Genomic DNA, 12717 nt, shown 5'->3' on the forward strand with positions numbered 1-12717 from the left:
CCATTACATGAGAACGTTGATGAACAAAAAGCTTCTTGTCGCAACCGCCGCGCTCCTGGTCGGCAGTGCCTTCTGTACCGCTCCCGTGCTGGCGGCCGAGAACCCGATCGACCAGGCGGGCATCCGGCACAACATGTACCTCAGCTGCCTGATGGATGCCAAAGCCTCGCCCGACGAGATCCTCGCCGTCCTGGTCGAGAAGTGCGGCTATAACCCAGGGATGCCGCTGGAGCGCTTCATTGCCACGCGGCAGCCCATGCTGGATGCCATCGATCCGCTCCGGCCGATGACCGAAAACCTGGCCGGGCTACGCCAACAGCTCAGTGCCTACGAGTTCTCGTTCATCGTGCGAATGGATCAGATCGTGCAGAACGCCGAGGGCCTGGATGCGGCGGCGGTGCAATTCGAGGAATTGGAACGGGAAGGCATTGCGCGGCTCGATCCAACGTCGAAGAATGGCGCGCTGGTTCTGGGCGGGCTGAGCGTGATCAGACACTCCGCGCGTTACTGGTCCAAATTTGCAGTCGACACCGCATCCAAATACGCCGCGTCTCCGGACCCGAAAAAGGGCTGGGCGATTGTCGCAGCGTGCGATGCAGTGGGTTACTTCGTGTTTCATGACGGCGAAATGGGCGCTTCCACCTCCCGCGCAGCCTTTCATGCGCTCGCTTCACAAGGATATTTCCCGCTCTACGCTTACTAATAGTGTTCCCCTTCAGGCGGTGCGGATGAAGGGAGGCGTTCCTGACGGGACGCCTTTTCACCAAACAGGGGATGTGGCCGTGTCGCTACTGTTCCGGTGTGCAGGCGCATGGTTGATCCGGGCTTCTGGAGCTGGCCGAGCCAACTCCGCATCGCCAGCACAGTGGCTTCGCGCTACAACCCCAACTTCGCGGTGGCGCGGCAGTGCGGCGATGGCTGGGAGGCGATCGCGCCGAGGCAGCTGCAGGCGGCTTACCGGGCGCCGGTGGCGCGCGGGCAGATCGGCGCAGCGCTGGCGCGGATGTGGCGGCGGATCCGGGTCGAACCGGCCGCGCCCGAGCCGGTCGGTGCGGCACGTCGCCGCGAACACGGCTCAATACACCGTCGCGTGCGCCTGCACGAACGAATAGAAGAACACCGCGTCCGGGTCGCTCTGCACCTGCGCCATTTCCCGGCGCATGCCGGCCACGGTCTCCTCATCCACCGCGCCGGCCTGTAGCAGCCGTTCGGCCGCCGACAGCAGCAACTCTTCCCAGAACCCGATCATGGTCTTGCGCCGCGCCGGCTCGCGGTTGTCCAGGTGCAGCGTCTTGATCTCGGTGCTGACGTCGCGATAACCGCCGGCCAGCAACAGGTTGCCGAGCTTGGCGCCGACGAACGGGTCGCCGCCATGGTCGTACTGGAAGTCGTTGAACGCCATCCAGTAGCGCCATACGTTCGGCGAGTACGGATGCAGCAGGAACGAGGCGTTCATCACCTCGGTCACGTACACCGGCGACCCCGGTGCCAGCACCCGCCGCACTTCGCTGAGCACCCGCGCCGGCGACGGCACGTGTTCCAGCACCCAGCACAGGAACGCCGCATCGAAGCTGCGCGGCTGGAACGGCAGGTCGCCGGCGTCGGCCTGCTGCAGCGTGTAGCGGTCCTGGCACCAAGGCATGCGCTGCAGGTTCTCGCGCGCGGCCTGCAGTTGCGCCTCGCTCAGGTCGATGCCGGTGACATGCAGCTCCGGGAAACGCCGCAGCAAGACTTCAGTCTGGGCGCCGACGCCGCTGCCCACTTCCAGCAGGCGCCGCGCGCCGGTGTAGTCGATCTGGTTGAACAGGGTGGCTTCGAGCAGCCGCGCCTGTTTCAGCAGGCGTGCCTGTTCGGTGTCGGAATAGCCGTGCAGATAGGTCGGGGTGTCGGGAGACGAGCGCATGGCGATGCTCCAGGGAGAAGAAGACGTCAGGCGGCGGCGGACAAGGCCGGCGGCACCCCGGCGATCAGCGCATCGAAGTACTCGGCGGTCAGCGCGAGTTGCGCCTGCGCGCTCTCGGCGCGGTTGACCACGGCGCGGAACGCCGCGTTCTCCGGCCGATCCTTGGCGTACCAGCCCAGGTGCTTGCGCGCGATGCGCACGCCCTGCGCCTCGCCGTAGAAATCGTGCAGGGCCTGCAGGTGGCCGAGCAGCGTGTCGCGCACGCACGCCAGCGGCGGCGCCGGCAGGAGTTCGCCGGTGGCCAGGTAGTGCGCGATCTCGCCGAAGATCCATGGCCGGCCCTGCGCCGCGCGACCGACCATCACCGCGTCGGCGCCGGTTGCGGCCAGCACCTGTGCCGCCTTCTGCGGCGAGTCGATGTCGCCGTTGGCGATCACCGGGATGTGCAGCATCGCCTTGATCCGGGCGATGGTGGCGTATTCGGCCTGGCCGCTGTAGTGCTGATCGCGGGTGCGCCCGTGCACCGCCAGCGCGGCGATGCCGCAGTCTTCGGCGATGCGCGCGATGACCGGGCCGTTGCGGTGGTCGCCGTCCCAGCCGGTGCGGATCTTCAGCGTCACCGGCACCGGCGAGGCCTTCACCACCGCGCTGAGGATGCGCGCCACCAGCGCCTCGTCGCGCATCAGCGCCGAGCCGGCCCAGGCGTTGCAGACCTTCTTCGCCGGGCAGCCCATGTTGATGTCGATCAGTTGCGCGCCGTGGTCGGCGTTGTAGCGCGCGGCCTCGGCCAGTTGCTGGGGCTCGGTGCCGGCGATCTGCACGCTGACCGGGTCCGGCTCGCCGGCGTGGTCCATGCGCTGCAGCGACTTGCGGGTCTGCCAGAAGCGCGGATCGGAAATGGTCATTTCCGACACGGCCAGGCCCGCGCCCAGCCGCTTGCACAGCAGCCGGAACGGCTTGTCGGTGACCCCGGCCATCGGTGCCAGGATCACCTTCGGTTCGATCGTGTAGGGGCCGATACGCATGCGCGTAGTGTAGCGGGGCGCATGCGCTGGCGGGCCGGGCGGCCCGCGCGGCCGTCAGCGCATCAGCTGGTACAGCTCGAAGCCATTGTCCTTGCCGTCCAGGATCAGCAGCAGTTCGTTCGGGCCCAGCGCGACCAGGCGGCCGACGCTGTTGCCGTGCGTGCCGTCGGAGGCATGGCCGGGCGCGTAGGCCGCTTCCGGCTCGTCGTTGACCGTGCTTGCGCCGAGGAAGGCCAGCTCATGGCTGCCGGCGGACAGCGGATACAGCGTGCCGCTGCGGCGCTGCGAGCCGCTGGTCTTGCTCAGGTGGTAGCCGCAGGGATCGCGGCGGATCTCGGCCTTGAAGTAGGGATAGGCGTAGGCGAAGTGTGGGTCGATCTGGATCGAGCGCACCTTCCAGCGGCCCTCCAGCTTGCCGGGCTGCTGCGGCGTCTGCGCGCGCTGCAGCAGGCTGCGCGCCAGCGCCGCGCCCTTTTCCTGCTCGGCATCGTCGTAATGCGCCGCGATCACCTGCTGCAGGCGTTCGGCGGAGACGGTCACCGCGGCGCGGTCGGCGTCGGCGGCCAGGCTGTTCCAGTCGCAGTGCGGTGCCGCGGCGGCGGACAACGGGAGCAGCAGTGCGCACAGCGCGGCGAACGGGATGACGGAACGGCGGGGCATCGGCAACTCCTTGTCGGATGCGTGGCCGGCGCAGCGCCGGCGCTGGTTTGTGATGGCAGGCAACGGCGACGGCCGGCGCCGTCGCGCCGATCGCTCAGCCGGCCTCGGGCGTCAGCCGCGGCATCGATGCCGCCGCGCCTTCGGCCTCGGTGGAGCGCGCCGCGTAGTGGTTGGCGAAGCGCACATGGGTAGCGAACGCGGCGTTCGGCGACTGCGCCAGCGACGCCACCAGGGCGCCGTTGAAGGCGTCGCCGGCACCGGTGGTGTCCACGGTATGCGCGGTTTCGGCGCCGATCCGGTAGTAGGGCTGGGTGTCGCCGAGCAGGCGCTCCTCGGGGTGCGAGATGAACGCACCGACCGCGCCCAGCGTCACCACCACGGTGCCGCCCGGCAGCAGCTTGCGGCACAGCGCGTGCAGGCTGCCGCCATCGGTGGCAGCGACGTCGTTGGCGTCCACGCGCACGCCGACATGGCGGGCGAGCAGGGCGGCGAACTCGGTTTCGTTGGGGGTCAGCACGTCGGCCAGCTTGAGCAGGCCGATGCTGGTCTGCGCATTGGCCGGAGCGGCGTTGAGCACCGTGGTCAGGCCGGCCTCGCGGGCCAGCGCCAGGGTGGCCTCGATGGTCTCGATCGGCGATTCCAGCTGCGCCAGCAGCACCCGCGCCGAGCCCAGCAGCGGGCGCTGCGCCTGCACGAAGTCCAGGCTCAGCGCGGCGTTGGCGCCGGCGCCGATGACGATGGTGTTGCGGCCGTGGCCGTCGACGTAGATGCCGCCGGTGCCGGTCGGCTCGCTGCTGGCCTCGGCGACCAGGGCGATACCGTCCTGCGCGGCCAGGCCGCGCGCCATCGCGCCGCCGGCGTCGTCGCCGAGCGCGCAGACGAAGCTGGTACGCGCGCCGGCGCGTGCCGCCGCCACCGCCTGGTTGAAGCCCTTGCCGCCGGGGCCGGTGCTGTAGCGGCCGGCGATGGTCGCCCCCGGTGCGGGCAGATTCTCGCAACGCCACACATGGTCGACATTGAACGAACCGACGACGATGACCGAACTCATAGGCATGTACTGCTTCTCGACTGGAACTGAAAAAGGAAAACGGTGGAGCGGATGCCGCGACCGGATCAGGCGAAGTGCGACAGCACCCCGGCGATGGTCGCGGTCATGAAGGTGGCGATCGAGCCGCCCAGCACCGCACGCAGGCCGAAGCGGGCCAGGTCATGGCGGCGCTCGGGGGCCAGGCCGCCGATGCCGCCGATCTGGATCGCGATCGAGCTGAAGTTGGCGAAGCCGCACAGCGCGTAGGTGGCGACCAGCCGGCCTTCCGCGCTCAGGCTCACGCCCGGCACCTGGCCCTGGACGATACGCGACAGCTCGGTATACGCGACGAACTCGTTGATGACCACCTTCTGGCCGATCAGCGAACCGACCGTGGTCGCATCCGGCCACGGCGTGCCGATCACCCAGGCCACCGGCGCCAGCACGTAGCCGAAGATGGTGGACAGGTTGGTCGGGCGGCCGATCACGCTGGCCAGGCCGGTGACGTCGCCGATCCAGGTCAGCGGCGCATTGACCAGCGCGATCAGGGCGATGAACGCCAGCAGCATCGCGCCGATGTTCAGCGCCAGGCGCAGGCCGTCGCCGGCGCCGGCGGCGGCGGCGTCGATCACGTTGCTGGTGGTCTTCTCCACTTCCATCTTGACCGTGCCGCGGGTCAGCGGCGTGCCGGTTTCCGGGATCAGCAGCTTGGCCACCACCAGCGTCGCCGGCGCGGCCATGATGCTGGCCGCCAGCAGATGCTTGGCATAGAACGCCTGCTGCGCCGGGTCGCCGCCGCCGAGCATGCCCACGTAGGCCGCCAGCACGCCGCCGGCGATGTGCGCCATGCCGCCGATCATCATCGTCAGCAGCTCGGACTCGGTCATGCGCGGGATGTACGGACGCACCGTCAGCGGCGCCTCGGTCTGGCCGATGAACACGCTGGCGCAGACGCTGGTGGTCTCGGCGCCGGACACGCGCATCACCTTGGTGATCGCCCAGGCCATCACCCGCACCACCGCCTGCATCACCCCCAGGTGGTACAGCACGCCCATCAGCGCGGAGAAGAAGATGATGGTCGGCAGCACCTGGAAGGCGAAGATGAAGCCGTAGGTCTTGGTGTCGAGCAGGCTGCCGAAGATGAAGCTGGAGCCTTCGTTGACGAAGCTCAGCACCTTGACGAACACCTGGCCGAGCCAGTCGAACACCTCACGGCCGCCCGGGACCAGCAGCACCAGCGAGGCGAACCCGATCTGCAGGACCAGGCCGGTCGCGACCAGCTTCCAGTCCACCGCCCGGCGGTTGTTGGAGAACAGCCAGGTGATCCCGATCAACACCGCCAAACCGAACAGGCCGAAGCCGATCCTTCCCAATCCCTCGACCATCTGCGTCCCCGGTCCCCGACCAAAGACGGGAAGCCTAGTGCAGGGGGTGACGGCCGGCAAGGCGAGGCGTGTTCAGTCGGGGGATTCGGGATTGGGGATTGGGGATTTGCAAGAGCGGGGCGCCTGGCTGCCGCCGGCGTGGCGGCGCCGACGGTGCCTCGCGGCAGCGCCGCTACACTGTGCGGCCGCCCGCCGGCCGTGCCGCGGGTTCGCTCAGCAGGAGGAGTTGCCATGCAATACCGTCGCCTCGGTGCCACCGGGCTGCAACTGTCGGCGCTGTCGTTCGGCGCCTGGATCAACTTCGGCGGGCAGACCGGCCGCGACGAAGCGCGCAACCTGATCGCCGCCGCCTGGGACCACGGCATCAACTTCTTCGACAACGCCGAGGTCTATGCGCACGGCCGCGCCGAGCAGGTGATGGGCGACGTGATCGCCGACCTGCGGCTGCCGCGCGACGGCTTCTGCGTGTCCAGCAAGGTCTACTTCGGCGCCGTCGAGTCGCCGCGCCCCACCCAGCGCGGGCTCTCGCGCAAGCACGTCACCGACGCCTGCCATGCCGCGCTCAAGCGGCTGCGGGTGGAGTATCTGGATCTGTACTACTGCCACCGCCTTGATCCGGACACGCCGGTGGAGGAAACCGTGCGCGCGATGGACGCGCTGATCCGCCAGGGCAAGGTGCTGTACTGGGGCACCTCCGAGTGGCCGGCCGAGCGCATCCGCGAGGCGGCGCAGGTGGCGCGCGCGCTGGGCCTGCATGGGCCATCGATGGAGCAGCCGCAGTACAACCTGCTGCACCGCGCGCGCGTGGAGCAGGAATACGCGCCGCTGTACGCCGAACTCGGCCTGGGTACCACCATCTGGTCGCCGCTGGCCTCGGGCCTGCTGACCGGCAAGTACAACGACGGCATCGATCCGGCCTCGCGGCTGGGCCAGGAGCGTAATGCCTGGCTGCAGCAGGAGGTGATCGGGCCGCCGGCGCAGCGCCGCATCGAGCGCGCGCGCGCCTTCACCGCGCTGGCCGCGGCCGAGGGTGTGGCGCCGGCGTCGCTGGCGATCGGCTGGTGCCTGCGCAACCCGCACGTGTCCACGGTGATCCTCGGCGCCAGCCGGGTGTCGCAGCTGCTGGAGAACCTGGCCGCGCTGGAGCTGGCCGCGCGCGACGACGCGGCGTGGTGGGAACGGGTCGACGCTGCGGTGCGTTGACGACGGCATGCGCTTGCGCCGCCGCAGTGCAGCGGTGGCGCGGTGGCGAAGGCGTCGATGTGTGGCGATCTTTCGAATCTTTCGTGGTCGGGGTTTCGATCGGGATTACGAATCGAATCGGGCGAGAATGGGTCTTGATTAAGTATTGAGAATCATTATCATCTCGATGCACCCCGTGGATGGAGTTCGACCATGACCGCTCAACCCGTGCTGTTGCGTCACCCCGAGACCCTGAGCCTGCGCGAGCGCACCGTGCCGCGCGCCGTGCCGGCCGAAGAAACCATCAGCAGCCAGGCGCTGCTCAAGGGCCGCCGCGAAGTGCTGATCCAGCACGGCGACCGCGTCTATCGTCTGCGCCACACCAGCAACGACAAGCTGATCCTGACCAAGTAATGCCTCCGGCCGCCGCGCGCGGCCGGCCTCCCGCTCGATCTGCCGCCACCTGGCCGCCGCCCTTGCGCGTCGGCCGCGGACGCCTCGCAGTCGCGATCCTTCTCTCCCCCTCGGCCAGGCGCGGACCCCGCGCCGTGCCGGTCGAGGGTCTTCCGCGACCACCGATGCTCCCCATGTTCCGTACCGCCCCGCTCACCGGCGCGCTGTGGCTGGCCCTGGCCGCCGGCGCGCATGCCGCTCCCGCATCCGCACCCTCTTCCTCCAACGCCGACGCCGACGCCAGTGCGGCGTCCGCCGTCCGCGATTTCGATCGCCTGCAGGTCACCGCCACCCGTACCCAGCGCGCCATCATCGACGTGCCCGGCAGCGTCGATGTGATCGACCGCGAACAGATGGATCGCGCACTGGTCCACGACCTGAAGGATCTGCTGCGCTACACGCCCGGCGTGTCCGCCACCGGCAACAGCGGCCGCTTCAGCGGCATCTCCGGCATCCGCATCCGTGGCCTGGACGGCAACCGCGTGCTGATCCAGACCGACGGCATCCCGGTCTCGGACAGCTTCAGCTTCGGCAGCTACCTCAACGCCAACCGCAATTTCGTCGACATGGACACGCTCAAGCGCGTGGAGATCGTGCGCGGCCCGGCCAGCGCGCTGTACGGCTCCGATGCGCTGGGCGGCGTGGTCGCCTATGTCACCAAGGACCCGGCCGACTACCTGGCGCCGGGCAAGGACAGCTACGTCGGCCTGAAGTTCGGCTACGAGAGCGAATGGAAGGGCCTGTTCGCCGGCGCGCTGGTCGCCTTCGGCGGCGACCGCTGGAGCGGCATGGCCGCGGTCAGCCATCGCCAGGGCCAGGAAAGCGAAACCCAGGGCGACAACCGCAGCATCGGCGCCGCCCGCACCGCGCCCAATCCGCTCAGCAGCGACGGCCGCAGCCTGCTCAGCAAGCTGGTCTACGCGCCCAGCGCCAATCAGCGCTTCAAGCTGACCGTCGAAGGCAACGAGGACTACTCGCGCATCGATGCGCTGAGCAACGTCACCGCCAGCATCCTGTCGCAGCGCGGCCGCGACCATCAGACCCGCGCCCGCGTGTCGCTGGCACATGAGGTGGACCAGCTCGACACGCTGCTCGCCGACGACCTGCAGTGGCAGCTGTACCGCCAGGACAGCCAGAGCCTGCAGCGCACCGACGAACGCCGCAGCAACGGCACGCTGCGGCACATGGAGCACGACTTCGACCAGCGCCTGTACGGGCTGCAGGCGAATCTGCACAAGCGGGTCGATCAGGGGCGCGTCGTCCACGACATCAGCTACGGCATCGATCTGTCGCACACCGACACCCACGAAAAGCGCGACGGCCACACGCTGAACCTGCGCACCGGCGCGATCAGCAAGACCGTGGGCATGGAGACCTTCCCGGTCCGCGACTTCCCGATCACCGAGACGCTCAAGGCCGGCGCCTACCTGCAGGACGAGATCGCGCTGGCCGATGGCCGCTTCAGCCTGACCCCGGCGTTGCGTGCGGACTATTACCGGCTGTCGCCGCAGGTCGACGCGATCTTCGCCACCGACAATCCCGGCGTGGCGGCGAAGAAGATCAGCGATCGCAACGTCTCGCCCAAGCTCGGCGCGATCTGGCGCCTGGACGACGCCTGGTCGTTGTACGCCAACTACGCGCACGGCTTCCGCGCGCCGCCCTACAACGACGTCAATATCGGCTTCACCAATCTGCTGATCGGCTACACCGCGATCGCCAATCCCGACCTGAAGCCGGAGACCAGCCGCGGCGCCGAGCTGGGCGTGCGCTACGCCGGTCCGGCCGTCTATGCCGGCCTGAGCGCCTACCGCAACGCCTATCGCGATTTCATCGAGTCCTACCGCTTCGTCGGCTTCAACGCCGACGGCCTGATGCTGTATCAATCGCGCAACGTCGACCGGGTGACCATCCGTGGCGTTGAGGCCAAGGCCGGTGTCGACTTCGGCGCACTCGATGCGCGCTGGGCTGGCTGGTCGCTGCAGGCCAGCGCGGCCTATGCGCGCGGCGACAACCGCACCGACGGCACCCCGCTCAATTCGGTGGATCCGCTGCGCGGCGTGGTCGGGCTGGGCTACGACCGCAGCAGCTGGGGCGCGCAACTGGTCGCCACCGCGGTGGCGAAGAAGCGCCGGCCGGAACTGCCGACCTACTACACGCCGGCCGGCTACGCGACGCTGGACCTGCTCGCGCATTGGCACTTCACCGAAGGTGCGCGGCTCGACGTGGGCGTGTTCAACCTGGCCGACCGCCGCTACATCGACTGGAACATGCTGCCCGGCGCGACCCTGGCCAGCAGCGCCGTGCTCGACCGTTATACCGGTGCCGGGCGCAACGTCTCGGTCAGCCTGGCGCTGGACTGGTAGCGGCGGATGCGCACGGCCGCGCCAGCGCGTACCGGCCCGGAGCGGATCGCCGCGCCGCTGCCGCGCCCGGCGCAACTGGCCGCCCTGGGCACGGTGCTGTGTCTGTACCGCGCCCGCACCGGCGCCGAACTGATCGGCTGGCGCCATGCCCGGGGCGTGGCCGCGCACCTGGACGTGGACAGCGATGGCGTGCTGGAGAGCCTGCGCTTCTACGACCGCCAGCAGCAGTGCTGCTGGCGCCTGTACCTGCTGCCCGACAGCGATTTCGTCGCCTGGGACCTGCTGTTGTCGGCGCTGCCCGCCGCGCAGGATGCCGCCGACGGCGGCGTCGCCGAGCGGCTGTGGCGGCGTGTCGCCGGCCGCCTGCGCGGCGATGGCTGGCATGCGCGGGCGCTGCGCCTGCACGCGGCCGATGGCGTGCTGGCGGCCAGCGTCGCCGGCGTGTCGCCGCTCGGTGCCAGCATCGCCCGCCGCATCGCGCGCCTGGAGGCGGCCGAGGGCGACGTGCTGGTCGACGACTGCTGTTGCGCCCGCGCCGGATGCCCTGCGCCGCGCCCCGATCCCGACCGGCCGTGGCCGCTGCTGCGGTTGTGAGCGGCCGCTGGCGTTTCCTCGTTTCCCATCAACCAAGACTCCTCTCTCGATGATGAAAGCTCCGCCCCTGTTCTGCGCCTTGCTGCTTGCCGGCAGCCTCCCCGTCCACGCCGAGAGCGCCGACCCGGCGCGCGACCGTGCCAGCATCCTGGCGATGCAGGGCGAGTACACGGTGGCGTTCGCCTTCGACGAGACCGTGCTGCTGCAACCAGGCTACGCGCGCGCCGCGCCAATGCGCAGCGGTGGCGACGAAGTGGTGATCGTGGTCGAGGACAGTCCGCGCAAGGTGGTGCTGCAGCATCTGCTGGTGGAGCCCAAGAGCGGCCACGTGACCAAGCACTGGCGCCAGGACTGGATCTACGAGGCGCCGCAGCGCTTCGAGTTCAGCGCCGACCAGACCTGGCAGGTGCGCCCGCTCGACGCGGCGGCCACCCGCGGCGCCTGGACGCAGTGCGTGTACGAGGTCAGCGACGCGCCGCGCTACTGCGGCACCGGGCGTTGGGACTACGCCGATGGCCATCCGACCTGGACCAGCGACCTGAGCTGGCGTCCGTTGCCGCGCCGCGAGTACACCAAGCGCAGCGACTACAACGCGCTGGCGGTGGTCAACCGGCATACGCTGACCCCGGCCGGCTGGACCCACGAGCAGTTCAACACCAAGGTGCTGCGCAAGCCCGATGGCAGCCAGCAGGCCATCGCCCGCGAATTCGGCTTCAACGACTACGTCAAGACCACGACCGTGGATTTTGCACCGGCCTACGCCTACTGGAAGGCCACCCAGGGCTACTGGGCCAGGGTGCGCGCGCGCTGGGACGGCCTGCTCGGCAAGCCGCCGGGCGTGCAGCTGAAGACCAAAGTCGACGGCATGGCGATCATCGTGCCGCTGTTCGGCCAGGCCGAGGCGGTGCAGCAGGGCAAGCCGGTCAGCGATGCGCAACTCGATGCGGTGTTCGCGCAATGGACGGCGCCGGCGCCGGCCGCGCGCTGAGCACAGCGCCGGCGACACAGCCAGGGTGGGGAAGGCGGCCGGGATGGCGCCTTCCCCTTTTTCTTGCGTGTGTCGCGTCGCCGAAGATGGTGCTTGGCGCTGGCAGGCGCGTAGATCGCGGCTCACGCTCTGAGCCGCAGGTGCGCCAACGGAGGCAAGGCGACGCAAGGCCGGCGCCAGCACGGCGCCGCGCGGGATTCTCAGCGTCCCGCGTCGTGCGCGCGTGTGGTCGTCGCCGGTGCGGGCGGCGTCGTTGGCGATGACGCGTCACCCGTGGAGGCGGACATCACCTGCTCGATCCACGGCAGATAGCGCGACACGCGCACGGCGTGCACGATCTGGCCGTAAAGACCCTGCACGAAGGGACGATCCGCGGTCCAGGTCGCCCAGAACGGATGGTCCGGCGGATAGTTGCCCCACGACGCCAGTCCGATCAGTTGCCGCGCGTCGCCGGTGCCAATCAGCAAGGGGCCGCCGCTGTCGCCGCTGCCGGTGATGCCTTCCAGCGGCAGGGCGGCCGGGGGCGCGTCGAAGCGATACGAGAGGTAGCGTGGGTCGGCGCCGACGATCGTGTTGAACGCATGGCGCAGCACGCCGCGATGGGCGCCGTGGGGATCCTGGCCGGCGTTGCCGTCGCCGGTGGCGCCCTTACCGATCAGTTCGGCGGTCATCCCCACCTCGCCGTCGCCGCGGTACAGCGCGGCCGGCGCCACGCCCGTTACCGGCGTGGCCAGCTCGATCAGCGCAATATCGTCGGAGGCGGCCAGAAACGCGTAGAACTTGGCGAAGTCGCGCGAGGCCAGCGCCTCCTGCACCAGCGCATCGGGCGGCTTGCGGTAGCCGGGATGGAGGACGACGCGCCTGATCCTGTACGCCACGCCGCCGATGGACACCTCCTGGTCCATACCGGGCATTTGCATCGGCGCCGCGTGCGCGGCGGTGACGACCCACTGCGGCGCGATCAGCACGCCGTGTCCTTCGCCGGGCAGGTCGGCCAGTGCAGGGAATGCCGCCGCCGGGATCCGATAGCGCGCTTCCTCCAGGTCCGCCCTGACCACCACGGCGCCGGCCGTGTTGGCGATGGCCAGCAGGCAACAGGCGACAATCCATTTCATGTGGTTCTCCTTTCGATGCAGC

12 protein-coding genes and 1 pseudogene are annotated in these 12717 nt (G+C 69.5%); 7 read left to right on the plus strand and 6 right to left on the minus strand.

Annotated features, from left to right (window positions below; genetic code table 11):
- Window positions 1-19 precede the first annotated feature (19 nt).
- Together ACHWVH_RS04815 and ACHWVH_RS04820 are read left to right on the plus strand one after the other, a co-directional pair.
- Window positions 20-703, plus strand: coding sequence for a hypothetical protein (locus tag ACHWVH_RS04815; RefSeq protein WP_394686764.1), 684 nt, complete (start codon window positions 20-22; stop codon window positions 701-703).
- 174 nt (window positions 704-877) lie between these two features.
- A pseudogene (locus ACHWVH_RS04820) lies at window positions 878-1054 on the plus strand (metal-dependent hydrolase); the annotation flags it as partial.
- Window positions 1055-1075: 21 nt separating this feature from the next.
- On the opposite strand, the gene ACHWVH_RS04825 reads toward ACHWVH_RS04820, so the two are convergent.
- The 5 genes from ACHWVH_RS04825 to ACHWVH_RS04845 all read right to left on the minus strand — a co-directional run bounded on the left by ACHWVH_RS04825 (window position 1076) and on the right by ACHWVH_RS04845 (window position 6000).
- Entirely contained in the window at window positions 1076-1903 is an 828-nt protein-coding gene (locus ACHWVH_RS04825; RefSeq protein ID WP_267111117.1) for a class I SAM-dependent methyltransferase, read from the minus strand.
- A gap of 26 nt (window positions 1904-1929) precedes the next feature.
- Entirely contained in the window at window positions 1930-2928 is a 999-nt protein-coding gene (gene dusB / locus ACHWVH_RS04830) for a tRNA dihydrouridine synthase DusB (protein WP_267103543.1), read from the minus strand.
- A gap of 54 nt (window positions 2929-2982) precedes the next feature.
- The gene (locus ACHWVH_RS04835; protein ID WP_152236693.1) at window positions 2983-3588 is read right to left on the minus strand and encodes a DUF4893 domain-containing protein; all 606 of its coding nucleotides are present in this window, start codon (window positions 3586-3588) and stop codon (window positions 2983-2985) included.
- 94 nt (window positions 3589-3682) lie between these two features.
- Window positions 3683-4636 carry a ribokinase gene (locus ACHWVH_RS04840; protein ID WP_394686765.1) on the minus strand — a complete coding sequence of 318 codons (954 nt, stop codon included), beginning with the start codon at window positions 4634-4636 and terminating at the stop codon, window positions 3683-3685.
- Between the two features lie 65 nt (window positions 4637-4701).
- Complete coding sequence (locus ACHWVH_RS04845) at window positions 4702-6000, minus strand: NupC/NupG family nucleoside CNT transporter (protein WP_017911618.1); 1299 nt, start codon at window positions 5998-6000, stop codon at window positions 4702-4704.
- 231 nt (window positions 6001-6231) lie between these two features.
- Here ACHWVH_RS04845 and ACHWVH_RS04850 point away from each other — a divergent pair, with 231 nt between their 5' ends.
- From ACHWVH_RS04850 to ACHWVH_RS04870, 5 genes are all read left to right on the plus strand, one after another.
- Entirely contained in the window at window positions 6232-7203 is a 972-nt protein-coding gene (locus ACHWVH_RS04850) for an aldo/keto reductase (RefSeq protein WP_394686766.1), read from the plus strand.
- A gap of 192 nt (window positions 7204-7395) precedes the next feature.
- Entirely contained in the window at window positions 7396-7596 is a 201-nt protein-coding gene (gene hemP, locus ACHWVH_RS04855) for a hemin uptake protein HemP (RefSeq protein WP_017907561.1), read from the plus strand.
- A gap of 173 nt (window positions 7597-7769) precedes the next feature.
- The gene (locus ACHWVH_RS04860; RefSeq protein ID WP_394686767.1) at window positions 7770-9998 is read left to right on the plus strand and encodes a TonB-dependent hemoglobin/transferrin/lactoferrin family receptor; all 2229 of its coding nucleotides are present in this window, start codon (window positions 7770-7772) and stop codon (window positions 9996-9998) included.
- Between the two features lie 6 nt (window positions 9999-10004).
- Window positions 10005-10592, plus strand: coding sequence for a Hemin transport protein (locus tag ACHWVH_RS04865; protein WP_394686768.1), 588 nt, complete (start codon window positions 10005-10007; stop codon window positions 10590-10592).
- 49 nt (window positions 10593-10641) lie between these two features.
- The gene (locus tag ACHWVH_RS04870) at window positions 10642-11580 is read left to right on the plus strand and encodes a DUF6607 family protein (protein WP_267085595.1); all 939 of its coding nucleotides are present in this window, start codon (window positions 10642-10644) and stop codon (window positions 11578-11580) included.
- A gap of 200 nt (window positions 11581-11780) precedes the next feature.
- On the opposite strand, the gene ACHWVH_RS04875 is transcribed toward ACHWVH_RS04870, so the two are convergent.
- Complete coding sequence (locus ACHWVH_RS04875) at window positions 11781-12695, minus strand: trypsin-like serine protease (RefSeq protein WP_295937994.1); 915 nt, start codon at window positions 12693-12695, stop codon at window positions 11781-11783.
- Window positions 12696-12717 lie beyond the last annotated feature (22 nt).

This window comes from uncultured Xanthomonas sp. (genome assembly GCF_964278005.1).
Taxonomy (GTDB): Bacteria; Pseudomonadota; Gammaproteobacteria; order Xanthomonadales; family Xanthomonadaceae; genus Xanthomonas_A; species Xanthomonas_A sontii.